Origin of the sequence: Myxococcus faecalis (genome assembly GCF_050039385.1) — a bacterium.
In the GTDB taxonomy this organism is placed as follows: domain Bacteria; phylum Myxococcota; class Myxococcia; order Myxococcales; family Myxococcaceae; genus Myxococcus; species Myxococcus fulvus.
In genome coordinates this window covers 1152801-1170073 of record NZ_CP144336.1, presented here as the reverse complement: position 1 = coordinate 1170073, position 17273 = coordinate 1152801, and the positions used below count along the sequence as shown (strand labels likewise).

Annotated in this window: 18 protein-coding genes; 9 read left to right on the top strand and 9 right to left on the bottom strand. The window is 70.0% G+C overall.

The genetic code is table 11. The annotated features are described in order from the left end of the window. The first annotated feature begins 89 nt into the window (after nt 1-89). Both VZQ01_RS04560 and VZQ01_RS04555 read left to right on the top strand, forming a co-directional pair. Nucleotides 90-1037 (top strand): 1-phosphofructokinase family hexose kinase, encoded by a 948-nt coding sequence (locus VZQ01_RS04560; protein ID WP_223746528.1) that lies wholly within the window; start codon nt 90-92, stop codon nt 1035-1037. A gap of 91 nt (nt 1038-1128) precedes the next feature. Beyond that, a complete protein-coding gene (locus VZQ01_RS04555) occupies nt 1129-2445 on the top strand; it encodes a glycosyltransferase 87 family protein (protein WP_223783138.1) in 1317 nt (438 codons plus the stop codon). Here VZQ01_RS04555 and VZQ01_RS04550 read toward each other — a convergent pair. Beyond that, nucleotides 2433-3710: a metal-dependent hydrolase family protein gene (locus VZQ01_RS04550; protein ID WP_426746975.1), complete on the bottom strand. Its 1278-nt coding sequence runs from the start codon at nt 3708-3710 to the stop codon at nt 2433-2435. The two genes, VZQ01_RS04555 and VZQ01_RS04550, sit on opposite strands and share 13 nt — an antisense overlap. A 165-nt stretch (nt 3711-3875) precedes the next feature. Here VZQ01_RS04550 and VZQ01_RS04545 point away from each other — a divergent pair, with 165 nt between their 5' ends. Next, the gene (locus VZQ01_RS04545; protein ID WP_141326453.1) at nt 3876-4184 is read left to right on the top strand and encodes a hypothetical protein; all 309 of its coding nucleotides are present in this window, start codon (nt 3876-3878) and stop codon (nt 4182-4184) included. Nucleotides 4185-4194: 10 nt separating this feature from the next. On the opposite strand, the gene VZQ01_RS04540 is transcribed toward VZQ01_RS04545, so the two are convergent. After that, nucleotides 4195-4569 (bottom strand): DUF423 domain-containing protein, encoded by a 375-nt coding sequence (locus VZQ01_RS04540; RefSeq protein ID WP_141326455.1) that lies wholly within the window; start codon nt 4567-4569, stop codon nt 4195-4197. A 96-nt stretch (nt 4570-4665) separates the two neighbouring features. On the opposite strand from VZQ01_RS04540, the gene VZQ01_RS04535 reads away from it, so the two are divergent. Then, on the top strand, nt 4666-5313 hold the full coding sequence (locus VZQ01_RS04535) for an SET domain-containing protein (protein WP_408890958.1): 648 nt from the start codon (nt 4666-4668) through the stop codon (nt 5311-5313). A gap of 306 nt (nt 5314-5619) precedes the next feature. Here the strand turns inward: VZQ01_RS04535 and sitI6 are convergent, their stop codons facing one another. The 5 genes from sitI6 to VZQ01_RS04510 form a co-directional block, all read right to left on the bottom strand. After that, complete coding sequence (sitI6, locus tag VZQ01_RS04530; protein ID WP_426748927.1) at nt 5620-6378, bottom strand: SitI6 family double-CXXCG motif immunity protein; 759 nt, start codon at nt 6376-6378, stop codon at nt 5620-5622. Beyond that, on the bottom strand, nt 6378-7064 hold the full coding sequence (sitA6, locus tag VZQ01_RS04525; protein WP_434223586.1) for a SitA6 family polymorphic toxin lipoprotein: 687 nt from the start codon (nt 7062-7064) through the stop codon (nt 6378-6380). The genes sitI6 and sitA6 overlap by 1 nt, the downstream gene beginning before the upstream one ends. A gap of 874 nt (nt 7065-7938) precedes the next feature. Beyond that, nucleotides 7939-8172 carry a hypothetical protein gene (locus tag VZQ01_RS04520; RefSeq protein WP_426746974.1) on the bottom strand — a complete coding sequence of 78 codons (234 nt, stop codon included), beginning with the start codon at nt 8170-8172 and terminating at the stop codon, nt 7939-7941. A gap of 253 nt (nt 8173-8425) precedes the next feature. Beyond that, complete coding sequence (locus VZQ01_RS04515; protein ID WP_267696884.1) at nt 8426-8707, bottom strand: hypothetical protein; 282 nt, start codon at nt 8705-8707, stop codon at nt 8426-8428. Next, nucleotides 8704-9384 (bottom strand): transposase, encoded by a 681-nt coding sequence (locus VZQ01_RS04510; RefSeq protein WP_426746973.1) that lies wholly within the window; start codon nt 9382-9384, stop codon nt 8704-8706. Before VZQ01_RS04510 ends, VZQ01_RS04515 begins: the two co-directional genes overlap by 4 nt. On the opposite strand from VZQ01_RS04510, the gene VZQ01_RS04505 reads away from it, so the two are divergent. Next, nucleotides 9374-10315: an acyl-CoA dehydrogenase family protein gene (locus tag VZQ01_RS04505; protein WP_426746972.1), complete on the top strand. Its 942-nt coding sequence runs from the start codon at nt 9374-9376 to the stop codon at nt 10313-10315. The two genes, VZQ01_RS04510 and VZQ01_RS04505, sit on opposite strands and share 11 nt — an antisense overlap. A gap of 113 nt (nt 10316-10428) precedes the next feature. Here the strand turns inward: VZQ01_RS04505 and VZQ01_RS04500 are convergent, their stop codons facing one another. Both VZQ01_RS04500 and VZQ01_RS04495 read right to left on the bottom strand, forming a co-directional pair. Then, entirely contained in the window at nt 10429-12177 is a 1749-nt protein-coding gene (locus VZQ01_RS04500; RefSeq protein ID WP_223783135.1) for a mediator complex subunit 15 domain-containing protein, read from the bottom strand. Nucleotides 12178-12476: 299 nt separating this feature from the next. Continuing rightward, nucleotides 12477-13202: a hypothetical protein gene (locus VZQ01_RS04495; RefSeq protein WP_223746535.1), complete on the bottom strand. Its 726-nt coding sequence runs from the start codon at nt 13200-13202 to the stop codon at nt 12477-12479. 197 nt (nt 13203-13399) lie between these two features. Here VZQ01_RS04495 and VZQ01_RS04490 point away from each other — a divergent pair, with 197 nt between their 5' ends. The 4 genes from VZQ01_RS04490 to VZQ01_RS04475 all read left to right on the top strand — a co-directional run bounded on the left by VZQ01_RS04490 (nt 13400) and on the right by VZQ01_RS04475 (nt 17252). Next, entirely contained in the window at nt 13400-14206 is an 807-nt protein-coding gene (locus VZQ01_RS04490) for a hypothetical protein (RefSeq protein WP_408890953.1), read from the top strand. A 45-nt stretch (nt 14207-14251) separates the two neighbouring features. After that, the gene (locus tag VZQ01_RS04485) at nt 14252-15562 is read left to right on the top strand and encodes a M18 family aminopeptidase (protein WP_426746971.1); all 1311 of its coding nucleotides are present in this window, start codon (nt 14252-14254) and stop codon (nt 15560-15562) included. Between the two features lie 49 nt (nt 15563-15611). Then, a complete protein-coding gene (locus VZQ01_RS04480) occupies nt 15612-16589 on the top strand; it encodes a spermidine synthase (protein WP_426746970.1) in 978 nt (325 codons plus the stop codon). 378 nt (nt 16590-16967) lie between these two features. Then, entirely contained in the window at nt 16968-17252 is a 285-nt protein-coding gene (locus VZQ01_RS04475; RefSeq protein ID WP_426746969.1) for a hypothetical protein, read from the top strand. Nucleotides 17253-17273: the final 21 nt, after the last annotated feature.

Genomic DNA, 17273 nt, shown 5'->3' with positions numbered 1-17273 from the left:
TTCGCTGGCGCCCGACGCGTCCGCTGGGGCACTCTGTCGCGATGCGTCCCCGTGGGGACGTCCCCTTCTGATTGCTGGAGACCCCGCACATGGCTCACATCGTGACGCTGACGCTCAACCCCGCCATCGACGTCGCGACGTCCGTGCCGGAAGTCACGCCGGAGCACAAGCTGCGCTGCGGCTCGGTGCGCAGGGACCCGGGCGGCGGCGGCATCAACGTGGCCCGCGTGGTGCGCGAGCTCGGCGGTGAGTCCATCGCCGTCTACACCCGCGGCGGCGCGACGGGGCTGCTGCTCGAGGAGCTGCTGGAGGAGAAGGGCCTCCTTCGCCGCTCCATCCCCGTGGAGGGCTCCACCCGCGAGAGCTTCACCGTCGCCGAGGGCAACAGCGCCCGCGAGTACCGCTTCATCCTCCCCGGCCCCGTCCTCACCGAGCGCGAATGGCAGCGCTGCCTGGACGCCGTGGGCGAGGTGTCCCAGGGCGCCGCCTTCATCGTCGCCAGCGGCAGCCTGCCCCAGGGCGTCCCCGAGGACTTCTACGCGCGCGTCGCGCGACTCGCCAAGAAGCTGGGCGTGCGCTGCGTGGTGGACACCAGCGGCAAGGCGCTCGCCGCCGCCCTGGAGGAGGGGGTGTTCCTCGCCAAACCCAACCGCCGCGAGCTGCGGGAGCTGACGGGCATGCAGGTGGAGGACCTGGACGCCCAGGCCTCGGCCGCCCGGGAGCTGGTCGCCCGGGGCCGCGCGGAGGTGCTCGCCGTGTCCATGGGCGCCGATGGCGCGCTGCTCACCACCCGCGACGTCCAGCTCCGCGCCTCGCCGCCTCCGGTGGAGACCCACAGCTCCGTCGGAGCCGGGGACAGCTTCGTGGCCGGGGTGACCCTGGCGCTCGCCCGGGGACAGTCCCTGGAGGAGGCCCTGCGCTGGGGCATCGCCTCCGGCACCGCGGCGCTCCTGTCCCAGGGGACCGACCTGTGCGCCCGGGCCGACGTCGAGCGTTTGTTCACGCTGGTGAAGGCGCTGCCCGTGGCGCGTTCGTAACCCGGGTGGGCCTTGCCTCCTCGCACGCCCGCCGGGCGGGGCGGCGGCATGTCTCGACAAGGATGGCCGGGATTGGACAGAGTGCGCTCGCGTGTCCGCCCCCACTCCGCCGCTCCCCGCTGATTCCCGTGTCCGCCTCGGCCCCTGGCATTGGGTCGCGCTCCTCGTCGGCGTGACGCCGCTCGTGGTGTACGCGTTCTCGCCGCGCGTCGGTGACCTGGACCTCTACTTCCGGACGGCGCGCGCGTTCCTCACCGGGGCCACGCCCAACCAGGACTTCCGCTTCGAGTATCCGCCCTACGCGCTGCTCTGGTTCGTGCCGGCCGCGTGGCTGCGCTCCACGCAGTGGGAGTTCGTCCCCGTGTTCGGCCTGCAGCTGGCCATCATGGACGGGCTCATCAAGTGGACGCTCCTGCGCGAGGGCGCGCGGCGCTGGGGCCGCGAGTGGCGCTCCGTCGTCCCGTGCCTGGCGTACTCGGTGACGTCGTGGGCGGCGGCGCTCTACTACCTCAAGCGCTACGACCTCATCCCCGCGGTGCTGACGCTGGGCGCGCTGGTGGCGCTGGCCCGGCGGCGGGACGCGCTCGCGGGCCTGGCGCTCGCGGTGGGCATCGTGACGAAGCTCTACCCCGTGGTGCTGGTGCCGCTCGCGGTGGCGGTGTGCTGGAAGCGCGGCACGCTGGGCAAGCTGGTGATGGGATTGACGCTGGGCGTGGCGCCGCTGGTGCCGCTGAGCTTCGTGTGGCCGTGGTGGGGCTTCGCGTCGTTCCACGTCGACCGGGGCCTGCAGGTGGAGTCGCTGGGTGCGTCCCTCCTGTGGGCGGCGCACCACCTGGGGCTCGTGAAGGGGGTGCTCTGGGTGCACGCGCCGGCGGCGTACGAGCTGCACGGCGCCGTGGCCGAGGGCGTGAGGGCGACGACGCGCTGGCTGTGGGTGGCCGGCTCGCTGGGCATGGCCGCGCTGGGCATGTGGTCGGTGCGCCGCAAGATGCCGGAGCGGGTGGAGGACCTGGCCCGGCTGGCGCTGGGGCCGCTGGTGGCCTTCATCATCCTGAACCCGGTGCTCAGTCCCCAGTTCCTCACGTGGCTGATGGGCGCCGCGGCGCTGTCGCTCCTGTCCGGCTCGCGCTCGGTGGCGGTGCTCGTCCTGGTGGCGGCCATCCTGTCGCGAGGCGTCTTCGTGGGCCCCACGTACAAGCATGGGCTGGGCATCCCGCAGACGCTGCTCCTGCTCACGCGCAACGGGCTGTTGATGGCCGCGGCGGTGCTGCTCGTGCGTGATGCGTGGCGCCGGGCCTCGGTGAGCGCCTCCGCGCCGGACGCCTCCGTGCCGTCGGTGGACTTCATCCCCGCGGCAACGGAGCCGGTGGACCCCGCGAGCGTGGGGCTCGCCGCTCAGCGACGGTAGGGCACGCCGCCCTTCATCACCCAGCGCACGCGGCGCACGGCGGAGATGTCCTTCGTGGGCTCTCCGTCCACGGCGACCAGGTCCGCGAGGAGCCCGGGCTTCACCTGCCCGAGCGAGTCCTCGCGGTGCAGCATCCGCGCGTTGCCGGACGTGGCCGCCCGGAGCACCTGCACCGGCGTCATGCCGTACTCCACCATCAGCTCCAGCTCGCGCCCGTTCTCTCCGTGCACGAAGACGCCCGAGTCCCCGCCCACGCACATGGGGACCCCGGCCGCGAGCGCCGCGCGGAAGCTGACCTTCTTGGCCTGGATGGCGGCGGGCTCCGGGTCCACCCCCTTCTTCCAGCCGTGGTAGCGGTAGAGCGCGTCGCCGGCCGCGAGCGTGGGGCAGAAGAAGACGCCCCGCTGGGCCATGAGGCGGAAGACCTCCGTCGTGCCGCCGTCGCCGTGCTCGATGCTCTCCGCGCCGGCGAGCACCGCGCGGCGCATGCCCTCGGGTGTGCTGGCGTGCACGGAGACGGGGCGGCCGCCGTCGCGCGCGGTGTCGACGATGCGCTTCAGCTCCTCGAGCGAGTACGTGGGGCGCGCCTCGCCACCGGGGCCCCAGCGGTAGTCGCCGTAGACCTTCACCCAGTCCGCGCCCCGGCCCATCTGTTCGCGCACCGCGCGCACCAGCGTGTCCTCGCCGTCGGCCTCCTCGGCGCCCTGGGGGACGTGCCACTCGGGGGCGAAGCCCTTGGGGCCGTAGGTGCCGCTGGCCACCAGCGCGCGCGTGGCCACGAGCAGGCGGGGGCCGGGGATGATGCCCTGCTGGATGGCCTGCTTGAGGCCGACGTCCGCGTCACCCGCGCCCTCGGTGCCCAGGTCGCGCGCGGTGGTGAAGCCCGCGAGCAGCGTGGCGTTCGCGTGCTGGGTGGCGCGGGCCACGCGCAGGGCCAGGGCCTCCTTCAGGACCTGGTCGTTCCAGTTCGCCTCGTTGTACGGGTGGAGGAAGAGGTGGGAGTGGCCCTCGATGAAGCCGGGCAGGAGCGTGGCGCCGGCGAGGTCGACCCCCTCGGCGCCCTCGGGGACCTGGACCTGGCCAGCGGGGCCGGCGGCGGTGATGCGCTCACCGGTGACGACCACCACCCAGCCCGCGTGGGGCTTCGCGGTGACGCCGTCGAAGACGCTCGTGGGGCGGAGCACGTAGCTCTTGGGCGGCGTGGGGCTCGCGGGCTGCTGGGCCGAGGCCGTGGTGACGACGAGGGCGAGGAGGAGGGCGCGCATGGCGGTGCCGGGGAGTGGGTGTGGGGGAGGGGATGATGACGCGCCACCAGGAGAGGGGCCACTTCGCCGCCCGGGGGGGGTGGGGACAAGCGGGGCTGAGGGGCCGCTTCAGCGGGGCTCATCGACGGCGCTGCCGGTGGGCGCGCGGATGGTTAGAGGGAGGGCATGGCCCGAAACGAGAACGTCAACGCGTTGTTGCCGGTCGAGGTCGAGTTCCAGAAGGAGAAGGCGTCCGCGCTCAGGCGCACCGGCGAGAAGCTGGAGAAGGCGCTCGCGGCGCTGGCCCTCGCGGAGCGGGAGCTGCTGAGTTCCCAGGGGACGGCGCGTGCGGCGCGCCATGCGCGCTACCGGGAGGTCCGCAAGGAGGCGGAGGTCCAGCGGTGGAACCTCATGGTGCAGCGCGAGGCGTGCGGCATCCGGAACAACCGGGAGCTGGACCTGATGTACCCGATGCCGCCGCTGGTTCGCGAATGACTCGGGCGGCTCAGGGCGTGGAGCGCCAGGCGGCGACAGCGAGCAGGGCCCAGCCGGCGAGGAAGCCCAGGCCGCCCAGGGGGGTGATGGCGCCCAGGGCGCGCACGCCGGAGAGCGCGAGCGCGTAGAGGCTTCCGGAGAACAGGAGGATGCCCACGAGCATGGCCCAGCCCGCACCATTGAGCAGGGGCGCGGGGCGCAGGGTGCCCAGCAGGCCGACGGCGACGAGGCCGAGCGCGTGGTACATGTGGTAGCGCGCGCCGGTCTCGAAGATGACGAGCAGGTCCGGGGAGAGCCGGGACTTGAGGCCATGGGCCCCGAAAGCTCCCGCCGCCACGGACAGGAACGCGTTCACAGCACCCAGGACGAGCCACCACCGCATCATCGTGCGCCTTTCATCGAGAGTCCGACTGGTGCACGCTACACCGGCAGTTGATGGAGCGTCCCGGCCGACGTGAACTCCGGGCCGCTCATACTCCGCATGACATCCCCCAATTTCGTTCCTTCCTCCAAGCCTCTCCCCTTCGAGCTGCGTCCGTCGTCCATCCAGGGCACGGGCGCCTTCGCCACGCGTCGCATCCGCAAGGATGAGCGCCTCATCGAGTACGTCGGTGAGCGCATCAACCAGGCGGAGGCCGACCGCCGCTACGACGACGAGGCGATGGGCCGCCACCACACCTTCCTGTTCAACCTGGACAGCAAGACGGTGCTCGACGCCGGCACGCTCCACAACGAGTCGCGCTACATCAACCACTCGTGTGATCCGAACTGCGAGGCGCTCATCGACAAGAAGCGCATCTACATCTTCGCCCTGCGCGACATCGCCGTCGGGGAGGAGCTGGTCTACGACTACGCCTACGAGCGCACCCCGGAGATGGATGCGGAGTCCGAGGCGCTGTACGTGTGCCGCTGTGGCTCGCCCAAGTGCCGGGGGACCATCCTCGCCCCGGTGAAGCCCGCTCCCGCGAAGAAGAAGTCCGTGAAGAAGAAGTCCGGCGCGAAGAAGGGCGCGAAGTCCGTGTCCAAGACGCGCTCGGCGAAGAAGCCCGTGAAGGGCAAGACGTCGAAGCCAGCGAAGTCGACGAAGGGGAAGAAGTCCGCGGGTGGTCGCAAGCGCCTGGCGGGGTGAGGCGTGGTGGCTGAGGCCCGGCAACGGTGTCGTCGGGTCTCGCCCAGGTTCATGGAGGAACCCATCGACCGCGTCCCCAGCGCGGATAACTGCTGAGACGATGAGTCCGAATTGGCCGGAGTTGCGCAGACGGACTACGAGGTATGCGATGTGGGCACCCTTGCCATCCGCGTGACCGAGTCCTCGGCGCACTCGCAGCGCCGGACTTGGTGGATGCGCGGGAACTCGCACGAGCGCGGTGACCAGCGCCACCTCCACGGGGCAGGAGGGTGGGCCGCGTCCATTCAGGGGAGCGGCCACTCGTCCTCACATGACCAGAGGCTCCGGCGGCGCACCCTTGCGCGCCGGCTTCGGCGCAGGCGGGCCCATCACATCCTCGACCGTGACGCCGCTCTCGGCGAGCCGCGCGACGAATTCGGCGAAGCGCTCGCTCACGAGGATGACCATCGGCATCACGGAGAACCGGGCCACGTCGAGCGTCGGCACGGTGCTCTCGTCGAGCCACCACGGCTTGGGGGTGTTGTACTCGGCCTGACCGCACGTGACGCACGGCTCGCCGTGGTAGACGCGCTGGCACCCTGCGCCCAGTGCGCCCTGGTGGGCGAGCCCCAACTCATAGAGCGGCCCGCGCTTGTTCCCAGCGATGCGGCTCTCCGAGGGATTGAGCCCCGTGAGTCCCGCCGCGGTCATCTGCTCGAGCACATCGCCGTGGACCAGCAGCGTCCACGGGTCCTGCAGAACGAGCGGCGGGAGACTGCCGCTTGCCCTCCCCACGAGGGGCCCCAGGCCCATTCCGGGCTTAACCACGGTGCCCTCTGGCAGGTACGGCAGCACGCCATCACGGAGCCTCACGTACTCCGCCCAGGGCACCTGCCGAGCCTTGCGGTACTCCTTCTCTCCGGGGTGGGCCGATAGGTCCACTGTCGGGGCATCCACCCCCAAGGACGCGTACTCGCCAGCACACGTCGGGCAGACCGCGCCGGGAAGGCGCCATCGCCGCTTCGCGATGTAGCTGCCCTGGTGCTTCGTGCCCGCGAGGGACGTCCTTAGCCGAAAGAAGCGCATCACTTCCCTCCGTCTCCTGCGAGGCTCCAGTCACCGAGCTTCTGCCAGTACGACATGGGCATGCCCACGAGCCCGTACTTTTGCACCATGTAGCCCGCCTGCTCCATCAACTCCCACCTCTTCGCGGGGCTCCCGTCTTCTTCGACCCTCGCGATGAACTCGCGCCAATCCCTGTTCCAGGGGCCACCGTACTGGCCCTCATGGATTCGCTTGTGGTGGGCCACGTCGATGGCGAGGGCGTACTCGTGGATGTTGATGCCGCGCTCCGCGAAGTACCCCTCTAGCGCCCGTGGGAAGATGTGGTGCTTCTCTTTCGGACGGGATGCCCACTCCGAATAGGCCTTCCGCAGCCGGGCCTGACTGGGCAATTCCTCGGCGCGATTCCACTTGAAGACCATGACCGGCTCCCGGCCGGCCATGGGCATCGAGGGGAGCCAGTTGCGCTGCGGGGCTCGCGCGGCCCTCGCGGGGGCACTCCCGCGCAGCGCCAGCGGCGGTGAGGCCACGTCCTCGCATCTGTAGAGGCCACACGTCTCGCTTTCGCACGCGACGACGGTGCAGCCAGCCTCGTCGGCCTCCGCCGCGCACTCCGAGGCGGACGGCCCGGCCTCGTCGCCGAGCAGTGCCACATGGCCAGAGTCGGTCGTAGCGCAACCGATGAGCAGCCATGCGGCTGCCACCCACATCCGCTTCCAGATTGCGTTCATGCAGCCCCCGGTTTCAAAGGAGAGCATGGAATGCAGACATGGGCCATCGCCAGGGAGTGGTAGGCGTCAATCATTGAGCAGGACACCAGCGGCGAACCACCATCGGGCACTTCAGGCGCCCCTTCTCGTGTGAGGAGGCCCTCATGCGCCGCTATCGCCCGCCCCGACTCCCGAGCAAGTCCGCCGCCGCGACATCCGTGCCGAGTGGAGTTGCGTCGGGCTCGTGGCTCTCCCTCACATTGTGTGGAGCCCCTCGGGAGAGCCAGGAGACCGGTGTAACTCCAAGGGCCATCAGACCCAGAACTCCGCCTGAGCTGCCTTCACGGATGTGCCCAAGTCGTATTAGTCCACCGATTCGGCAGTGATGACGTAGACGCCCAGCGTAATCACAATCACACGCTCGACCACGTCCTCGGTCTGGGACACCGACTCAGCCAAGTCCTTGAACTCCTCCATCACGGCCTCGACAGACGTGCCCTCCACCACCAAAGTCGTGTCAGGCAACTGGCTACGGAGTCCGCCACGCATCCCTTGCCAGGGCCTTTGCGGCATCCAGCTTGTATGCGAGTTCGGCAACGGTCTTGAACGACTGAGGGGCCGCCGCAATCACATCCGATTGGGCAATGCACGCCGGGAGGGCTTGGCAGGCAAATCAATCCACCAATCCCGAGCCTTGATGCCTTCGACCGCGACGGCCTTCTTCCGGGCCACAGTTGATTCCATTGAATGGGCGCGCCCCTTGCGCGACCTTGCGAGCGACTCCCCAGCCCGTCCGTCCTCGACATGCTCATGCGTTGCCTGCGCGAACGACTACCCGTTGGGAAGGCGAGTGGCCGCCCAATGAGTAGGGGGCCTACTCGCCGATGTAGTAGTCGCCTCCGTCCTCCACCACGAAGAGCCTCTTGAGAGGCGAGCCGTACTTGAATGAGAGTGCATCCACCGGCATCGCCTCCTTGAATCGCCTAGCGACCTCGTTGGCCGATGCTCCCTCAACGCGTAGTGTCGTGTTCGGAAGGCTCTCCCGCCAACTGCCAAGGAGAGGTGGAATTTTATCCGTAAACCCCTTCGCCTTGAGGCTGTCCTTCACCTGTGGACTGGATGAGAAAGGGCCCACGGACACCTGCACATCAACGTTCTGCCGCGCGGAGCGCGATTCACACCCGCGCCTCAGGCGTGAGGTGCCGGGCTTCGAAGAGGGCTCTATGCGCCGCCCCAGACCCGCACCCAACCGCGTCGAACCCGTCGCGGGACTCGCCCACCTAGTAATCACTGTCGACGCGACAGCGGTGGCCGGACATCTCCACGAGGAACGTCACGCCCGACTCCTGGTCGAAGTGCCTCTATACGCAGCCCTTGTCTTTGAGGAGCGCGTGCACGGCGTCGATGAAGTCCACCACCATGTACCGAACGAGGGACCCGGGCTTCTTCGGCACCGGGAGCGGTTTGAAGGAATGCTCGATCAACTGACCCATGCGGAGCGAGGAGGTGAACCCGATGATGAACGGGCCGTTGACGACCACCTTCACGTCTGCCCTCACGGTGGGGTCGTACCCGCCGACCTCCGCACTGTCCCCGCCGATGACGACCTTCCCATGGGGGCCCACTCCGGCGATGCAGGTCATCGCCCACCTCGCTGGCTGCGTCGAATCGAAGGGGGCGTCACTGTCGCCTCGAAGCGAACGGGGCGCCCATCCTCGACGACGCACGTCACCCAGCGCCAGGCCCTGTCTGACGGATGCAGGTGGCGCAAGTAGGAGCGGATGCGCGCCACCTGCACCATGGCGAGGTCGTTGACGGCGAACTTGTCGTAACGAGTGCCAACGGCACGCTTGTCCTTGAGGTGGCCGACGGCGCGCTCGATGACGTTGCTCTGGCGATAGAGGGCCGGGTCGAATCGCGCCCGACACCGTGCATTGAAGCGAGGCGGGTCTGCGCGGCTGGGCAGGACAGCCCGCATGTAGTGAGCTCTCGCCCACCGACGTACGGGGCCGAAGCTGTAGCCCCTGTCGCCTACCAGCACGCGCGGGCGCTGACGTGGACGCCTTCGGCGCCCTTGGACTCGGACGCCTTCCAAGGCAGGAAGGACGCCCACCAGGTCGCTGGCCTGTCCCGCCGTCAGTGCAATGGAGAGGACATGGCGGTGTCGCTCGCAGGTGAGGTGGAACTTGGTGGAAAAGCCTCCTCGCGACTCGGGTCTGATGTGGGCGGTCTTGAGCTGGATGGCTCTGCCCTTCCTCCTATAGGGCAACCTGGACGGGGCTGAGGTGATGTTGACGTACGATGTCCACGTGAACTCCATCTTGAACTTCCTTCTCACCGAGTCGTCCGAGCCCGTCGTGCTCGATTCCGTCGAGACGTGGTGGCGCCGGCATGTGGAGCTGGTGTCCCGCTTCCCCGAGCCTGCGGACCTGGCGCTCGCGGGCGGGTTCCGCGCGGACCGGCTCGGCTATGCGTTTGCCTCCGGGTACCACGCCGCGCACCGCTTCCTGTTCCCCTCGCTCCCCGCGGACAAGCCCGTCGCGCTCTGCGCCACCGAGCCCATGGGCGGCCATCCCAACGCCATCCAGACGCGCCTCGAGTCCACCGCGTCCGGCTTCTCCCTCACGGGTGAGAAGGCTTTCGTCACGCTGGGCACGCGCGCGGAGGTGCTGCTCGTCGTCGCGACGGAAGGACAGGATGCGCAGGGGCGCAACCGGCTTCGCATGGTGACGGTCGACGCGAAGCGCGCGGGCATCGTCGTCAGCGAGCTGCCCGAGCTCCCCTTCGTGCCCGAGGTGCCACACGCCGAGCTGCGGCTCGAAGGCGTCGCGGTGGCCGACGGCGAGGTGCTCCCGGGCGATGGCTACACGCGCTATCTGAAGCCGTTCCGCACCGTGGAGGACTGTCACGTCCAACTCGCGCTCCTCGGCTGGCTCATCCAACTGGCGCGGCGCTGTGGCTGGCCGGAGGTCGTGCGCGAGGAGTTGCTCTCTCTCTCGTTGATGATGCGGGGCCTCGCTCAGGCGGATCCGACGGCGGCCTCGACGCATGTGGCGCTCGGCGGTGGACTGGCGCTGGTGAATCGGGCGCTGACCTCCATCGAGCCCTTGTGGGCCCAGGTCGATGCTCCCACCCGTGAGCGATGGGAGCGTGACCGGCGTCTGCTCGGTGTCGCGGGGAAGGTCCGCGCCAAGCGCCTGGAGGCCGCTCGCGTGAAGCTCGCCGGTGGTGCGCCGACACCCGACGTCTGACGCCCCGGCGCTTGAAATAGAAAGACCCTCGGAGCTTCCCTGCCGCCGCAAGGTTGCTCCGAGGGCCCCTCTACCGAGCAGATCCCCCGCTCGCGTCACGACTCACTTCAAGCTCACAGCATGCTGGCGATGTCCTTCACCGGCTGCGGCGCGGCCTCCGTGTTGGCCAGCGCGCCCGCCGCGCCACCCAGGATGAGCGAGGCCGGGTTGATGCGGCCCGTGGTGACGGCGCCGAGCACACCCTCGGCCGCGCCCTTCAGCGTGTTGACATAGCCCTTGGCCGCGCCCTCGAACACGCCCTTCACGCCACCCTCCGAGTTGCCGATGCCCGTCAGCACGTTGCTCACTCCCGGCAGGAACCACAGGTGCTTGCCCGCCTCACCCGCGGCCCACTGGAAGTTGTCCTTGTTGCTGCCGTCCGCCTTGACGTGCGTGTCCTTCGTCTCCGGCAGCTTCTGCTCGCCCAGGAACGAGTAGCCCTTCTCCGCGAAGTCCTTCACCATGCCGGCCTCGGTGCCGTGGCGCGCATCACCGTCCTTGGTGATGCCCTCGATGTTGCCGTCGCCCTTGCCGTTCTTCACCTTGTTGTCCCGGTCCCCACCGTTGGCCGCCTTCGCGCTGTCGATGAACTCCAGCACCTTGGCCAGGCGGAACACCGCGTCCGGGTTCTGCTTCGCGTCCTTCAGGTCCAGCTTCGGGTCGATGCCCGTCTGCTTGCAGAGCAGGTCGAACTTGATGTCCTTCTGACGGCCCAGGTTCTTCAGCGCCGGCGAGTCGTCGACGATCTGCGCCGCCGAGCGCTTGTCCCCGGCCGGACGCTTGTCATTGGCGCTCGGGATGCCCGAGGACTCCGGCTCGGCCTGCTGCGTGACGCGCGGCGTGGTCTCACGGGCCGGAATCATGTCCCGCAGCTGCGGGGGCAGCCCGCGCGGCGCGGGGTTGGCGGTCTCGTGGGGGAGCGTCGGAGAGAGGTTCTGGGCCTCCGGGGGCATCCCGCGAGGCCCGAACTCGGCCGGCCCCGGCAGCGACGGCACCCGCAGGCCCTCCAGCATGTTCGGCGTCATCATCGGCGGCGCCATCGGGAGCCCAAGCTCCGGCGGGAGCGCGTCCAGCGAGGGCATCCCCCTCTGCATCGGCGCGTTCATGGGCGCCAGGGTGTCCATCGCCGGCAGCCCCTGCTGCATCGGCGAGAAGCCGCCCATCGCGGGCAGGCCCTGCTGCGTCGGCGCCAGGGTGTCCATCGCCGGCAGGCCCTGCTGCATCGGCGAGAAGCCGCCCATCGCGGGCAGGCCCTGCTGCATCGGCGAGAAGCCGTCCATCGCGGGCAGGCCCTGCTGCATCGGCGCCAGGGTGTCCATCGCGGGCAGTCCGCCGGCCATCATCGGGGAGAGCTGCGCCGCCCCGGGCAGTCCGCCGGCCATCATGGGCGACAGTTGCGCCGCCCCGGGAATCCCGCCGGCCATCATGGGCGAGAGCGCCTGCATCGCCGGCAGGGCCGCCCCCGACACGTTCGCGAGCGTCTCCATCGCGGGCGCGGCGACCCCCGAGATGTTCGACAGCGCATCCATCGCCCGGGTGCCCCGGCCGCCCAAGGGGTTCTTGCCCTCGAACCCGTCCGTCGGCCGCTGCGACTGTCCGGGCGAGTTGGTGGGGTTGCGGAACTTCGGGTCCGACGCCCCGGGCGAGTTCGTGGGGTTGCGGAACTTCGGGTCCGACGCTCCGGGCGAGTTCGTGGGGTTGCGGAACTTCGTGTCCTGCGGCGCGGGGGCCGGGGTGGGCGTCTTCTTCGGCGGGCTGATCGAGTCGGCCGGGTTCTTGTTCAGCTTCGGGGAGGAGAACGACGGGACCTTGAGCTTGACCATGAGAGCACCTGTTTCAGGACAGCGATGGGGGACCGCTGCGGCGAGGAGTTCGTCGTCTCGCCCGTGCTCTCCCTCATTGCAGCGCGGATGCCAGCCCTTCCGGCCTCGCAACCCCGCGACTTCACTGAGCCGATGCCTCCCACTCGGCCCCCCAGCCGATGACTGCAGACATCAGGGGACTGGCTCCAGTCATCAGCACGCGGTGATCCGCGGGACACCTGGACCCCTGGAAACACGAAGGGCCGTGTTCCCCTCGAGGAACACGGCCCAGGTGCCAGGATCGGCGCGTGGCCGGTGCTTCAGTACCGCCCGCCGCCCACCGCGGAGACGATGGCGGAGAGGATGCGGCCCTCGACGCCCCAGACGGCCTTGTTCAGGCCCTTGATGCCCGCGCCGCGCAGGTAGTCCGTGAAGTCGTGCAGCGCCGTGGAGCGCTGCAGGCCCGCGCCGTCCGCCGCGAACAGCAGCGGGGTGCCCGGAGCGCCCGTCAGGCCCAGGTCCGGGCAGGCCTCGGACAGCTTCTGCGGATCAATCCCCGTGGCCGCCGACAGCATCGCCACCGTGAACTTGTGCACCGGCAGCTCGCGCGCGTTCGGCACCTTCTTGAGCACCTTCTCGCGGTCCTTCGGATCCGTCGCGAGCTGCTCCAGCGTCACCTTCGACATCGCGATGATCTGCTCGTTCGTGACCTTCTTGCCGTCCAGGATGGCGCGGCCGAGCAGCGACGCGGGCGTGTCACCCTTGATGGTGACGTCCGCGCCCGGCATGGTCTGCATCCGGTCCCAGATGGCCTTCACGGCCTTGCCCACCTCGGTGTCCGGCCCGCCACGCCACGCGCCCGGCGTGGGCTGCGCGGCCTGGGCCTGCGCCGGCGCCACCAGCTTCGTCTCGAAGGAGCTCAGCTGCGTGTGCCCCACCGCGTTGGCCCGCGCGGGAGCGGCCGTCGGACGCGCCTCCGCCTGCGGCTGGAGCGACGTGGAGGGGTTCGAGGTGACGACGCGGGGACGGCTGCGGATGGGGTCCATGCCTGGGGGAGTCTCCGGAGTTCGACGATTGGGAGGTTATCGCAGGAGTCCGGTAAAGGTTTCCGCCCAGCGAAACTTCACCCGGACGCCATGTGTGACGCAGAGCGTCGAGATGTCGTGGGTCCCCGGACACACCGGGCAGGTCGGCTCGCGCATTCCGCACGACAACCGGCGCGTGAAGCCGTATTCGGGGCGGCATGAAGCGATTCCCCAGCCAGTTCGCAGACCTGCTCACCCCCAAGGGCCGCCGCATCCTGGAGGGCAAGGACAAGGCGGTGGCGGGCGCGCTGCTGGACCCCGCGCGGCGCTTCGTGGCGCTGCAGGGCGTGGTGGACGTGGCGAAGGCCACCGCGTGCCGCGACGCGCTCGACGCGGCGCTGCGCGACCTGGTGGTGCCCATGGAGGACCCCATCCCCGTGGACTCCATCTCCGGGATGACGATGAACTACATGGAGCTCTTGCCCAAGACGGTGCGGGTGCGCACCGCGCTCCTGGAGAACCGGCGCTCGCGCTCCTGGAAGGCGGCGGAGGCGGTGGGGCTGACGGGGATGCTGCGCTCGGACACGTTCGCGGGCTTCGCCGCCGCCGTCAGTGGCCGCGTGCTGCGCCGCAACTGGGGCATCCAGGTGCTGTGCTACGGCCCCGGGGACTACTCCGGGCCGCACAATGACCACCACCCCGAGGAGGCCGAGGCCCGCGACGGCTACGTGGACATGCACCTGAGCCTCACCATGCCCGGCGTCGAGCACCAGTACCTGGTCTACGAGAAGGACCATCACCTGTCGGAGATGGCGAAGGTGAGCACCGTGGGAGGGCTGACCGTGTACCGGCTGCCCTTCTGGCACTACACGACGCCGGTGGTGGCGCGGCGCGGCGCGGAAGGGGAGGCGCGGCGCTGGGTGCTGCTGGGCACGTTCCTGGACGCGGCGCCCAAGGCCCGGCCGGCCTCCGTGGTGGTTCCCCCGGGACAGCCCGGGGGCCGCTCCCCCGTCCGGGTGGCGTGATTCGGACGTGGCGCGACGCCCGCCAGGGGTTAGCTTCGGGCCGACATGAGCCCGACCGATACCGATGCCCTGGCCAATGACTTGCTCGCGTACATCGACGCCTCGCCGACGCCGTACCACGCGGTGCGCGAGACGGCCCGCCGCCTGGAGAAGGCCGGCTATCGCGCGCTGGACGAGCGCGAGTCCTGGACGCTGAAGCCGGGCGAGCGCGTCTACGTCACCCGCGGCGACACCAGCATCGCCGCCTTCCAGCTGGGCACGGCGCCGGTGGACCGCTCGGGCTTCCGGCTGGTCGGCTCGCACACGGACTCGCCCAACCTGCGGCTCAAGCCGAACGCGCAGGTGTCGAAGAACGGCTACCAGCAGCTCGGCGTCGAAATCTACGGCGGCGTCCTCCTGCACACGTGGACGGACCGCGACCTGTCGCTCGCCGGCCGCGTCGTGGTGATGGAGGGCGGCAAGCCCAGGGGCCACCTGGTGGACTTCCGCCGGCCGCTGTTGCGCGTGCCCAACCTGGCCATCCACCTCAACCGCACCGTCAACTCGGACGGCCTGAAGCTCAACGCCCAGGAGCACATGGTGCCGGTGCTGGGGCTGGAGAGCGGCGGCGCGGTGGACCTGCGCGGGCTGCTCGTGCAGGAGCTGGCGAAGGGTGGGGTGAAGGCCGAGCCCGCGGACATCCTCGGCTACGACCTGTGCCTCTATGATTTGCAGCCGTCCACGCGCTCGGGCGCGCACGACGAGTTCCTCCATGCCGCGCGCCTGGACAACCTCGCCAGCTGTCACTCGAGCCTGACGGCGCTGTTGACGGCCCCGCCCTCGCGCGAGTCCACCAGCGGCGTCATCCTGTTCGACCACGAGGAGGTGGGCAGCCGCAGCGCGCAGGGCGCCGCGTCCCCCTTCCTGCGCACGCTGCTGGAGCGCATCACCCTGGCGCACTCGGACGGCAAGCCCGACGCGTTCCACCGCGCCATCGCCCAGTCCTTCCTGGTCAGCGCGGACATGGCGCACGCGGTGCACCCCAACTACGCCTCGCTGCACGAGCCCAAGCACCAGCCGCAGATGGGCCTGGGCCCGGTCATCAAGTCCAACGTGAACCAGTCGTACGCGACGGATGGCGAGTCGTGGGCGCACTTCGCCGCGCTGTGCCGCGAGGCGGGCGTGACGGCGCAGCACTTCGTGACACGCACGGACCTGGGCTGTGGCAGCACGATTGGACCCATCACCGCCGGGCAGCTCGGCATCCGCACGGTGGACGTGGGCAATCCCATGCTGTCCATGCACTCCATCCGGGAGATGGCGTGCGCCAGCGACGTGGCGGCGATGGTGGCCGTGCTGCGCCGGTTCTTCGCGTGACGGAGCATGCCCACCAGCGACGGCCACGGAAGGTGATAGACCTGCCCTCGTGACCTGGCCGCGCGCACGAGGTCCCTGGTGGAGACAAGCGCCCTGGACGCGGGTCCTCTCGCGCTCCGGGGCCGCGCTCGGCCTGACGTCGCCGGGGGCCCGCCCGGCACGCACCCGACGCACCCTGGCCCGTGTCTTCCGCTGGCTCAACGTCCCGCGCACCGTGCTGTACGTGGGGCAGCCCGGCTCCTACCGCTGCATCGTCAGCCAGGACACGGAGGGCCGGCGCTACCTCCAGTTCGGCTGGGACAGCGCCTACCAGAGCGTCACGGGGCAGGGCTTCCCGCTGCAGCTGGAGCTCGAGTACACGCAAGGCATGGTGGCCGGCGTGGCCTTCGTGGCCCAGCCCCGGCGCATCCTCATGGTGGGCGTGGGCGCGGGCTCGCTGCCGATGTTCCTGCGCGCGGCGCTGCCCCAGGTCCACATCGACGCGGTGGACTGTGACGCGGAGGTGCTCGACGTGGCCCGGCGATTCTTCGGTCTGCGCGAGGACGCCCAGCTGCGGCTGCACCTGGAGGAGGGGAGGCGGTTCATCGAGAAGCCTGGGCCCGCGTATGACGTCATCCTCCTGGATGCCTTCGGCCCCCGGGGTGTGCCTCGCTCGCTGGCGACGTGGGAGTTCCTCCGGGCCGTGCGCGCGCGACTGACGGCCGATGGCGCGGTGGTGAGCAACGTGCACCGCTCGCCCAATCCGCTCTATCCCGCCATGCTCCAGACGTGGCGCGCGAGCTTCGAGCAGCTGCATGCCTTCGATGCGCGCACCACGGCGAACCGTGTGTTCGTGGGGCTGACCACCTCGCGCAAGGTCTCGCGTGGCGCGTTGAAGGCTCGCGCGGGCCCTCTGGCGCGGGCGGCGCGCTTCAACCTGCGCGGGCTGATGACTCGCAGGCTCGAGGACCGCGAGGTCCGTCGCACCGCGGAGCAGGGCCTGCCGTGGCCGCTGACGGCGGGCATCCTGCGCGACTCGGACGAGTAGACGGCGAGGCCTGGTCGTCGATAGGCCCGAGGCCCGCGAGTGCGGACTCAGGCCTCGTGTCGCGAGACCGGGTTGGCGGCCCTCCGTGCGCGGTCGCGAGCCGGAGCCGGCGGTCATCCGTCAGCGGGAGCGAGTCGTCTACGGTGTCGCATTCAATCGAGCGCCCGAGGTCCGCGGGCGAGGACACGTCGTGTCTCGCGGATGGCGAGCCGCCTGAAGTGAAACATTGCAGTCGCTCGCCCCTGCGAGACGTCACGGGTCGGGAACGACACATCAGGGTCCGAATTGGCCGTCTGGACAGTGCTCGGGCAGTTGGCTGAGTCTCTCACCGCCGTTCGTCGCAGTGCCGTCTCAACCCCCTCACAACTGGAGTGGTCCATGCGAGTCCACGGAGTGTCGGCAGCGCTGATGATGAGTCTCTTCACGGTGGGCTGCGGTGGCGTCGAAGCGGAGGCACCGGCGGAGGTGGCCCCCGAGAGCCAGCAGCAGGCCCTCTATGACGGCTGCGCCCCCGGAGACACCGGCTATCCCGTCTGGGAGTGCCTGTCGCTCGACGAGTGTGGTGGCCGCTGGGGCAACCAGATGCGCTACTACTGCTACACGCCGGGCGGAGGCATGTACCTGGGCAGCGTCATCACCTCGAACTGCGCCGAGTGTTACTGACACGGCTCCCAGGCGCCCGGG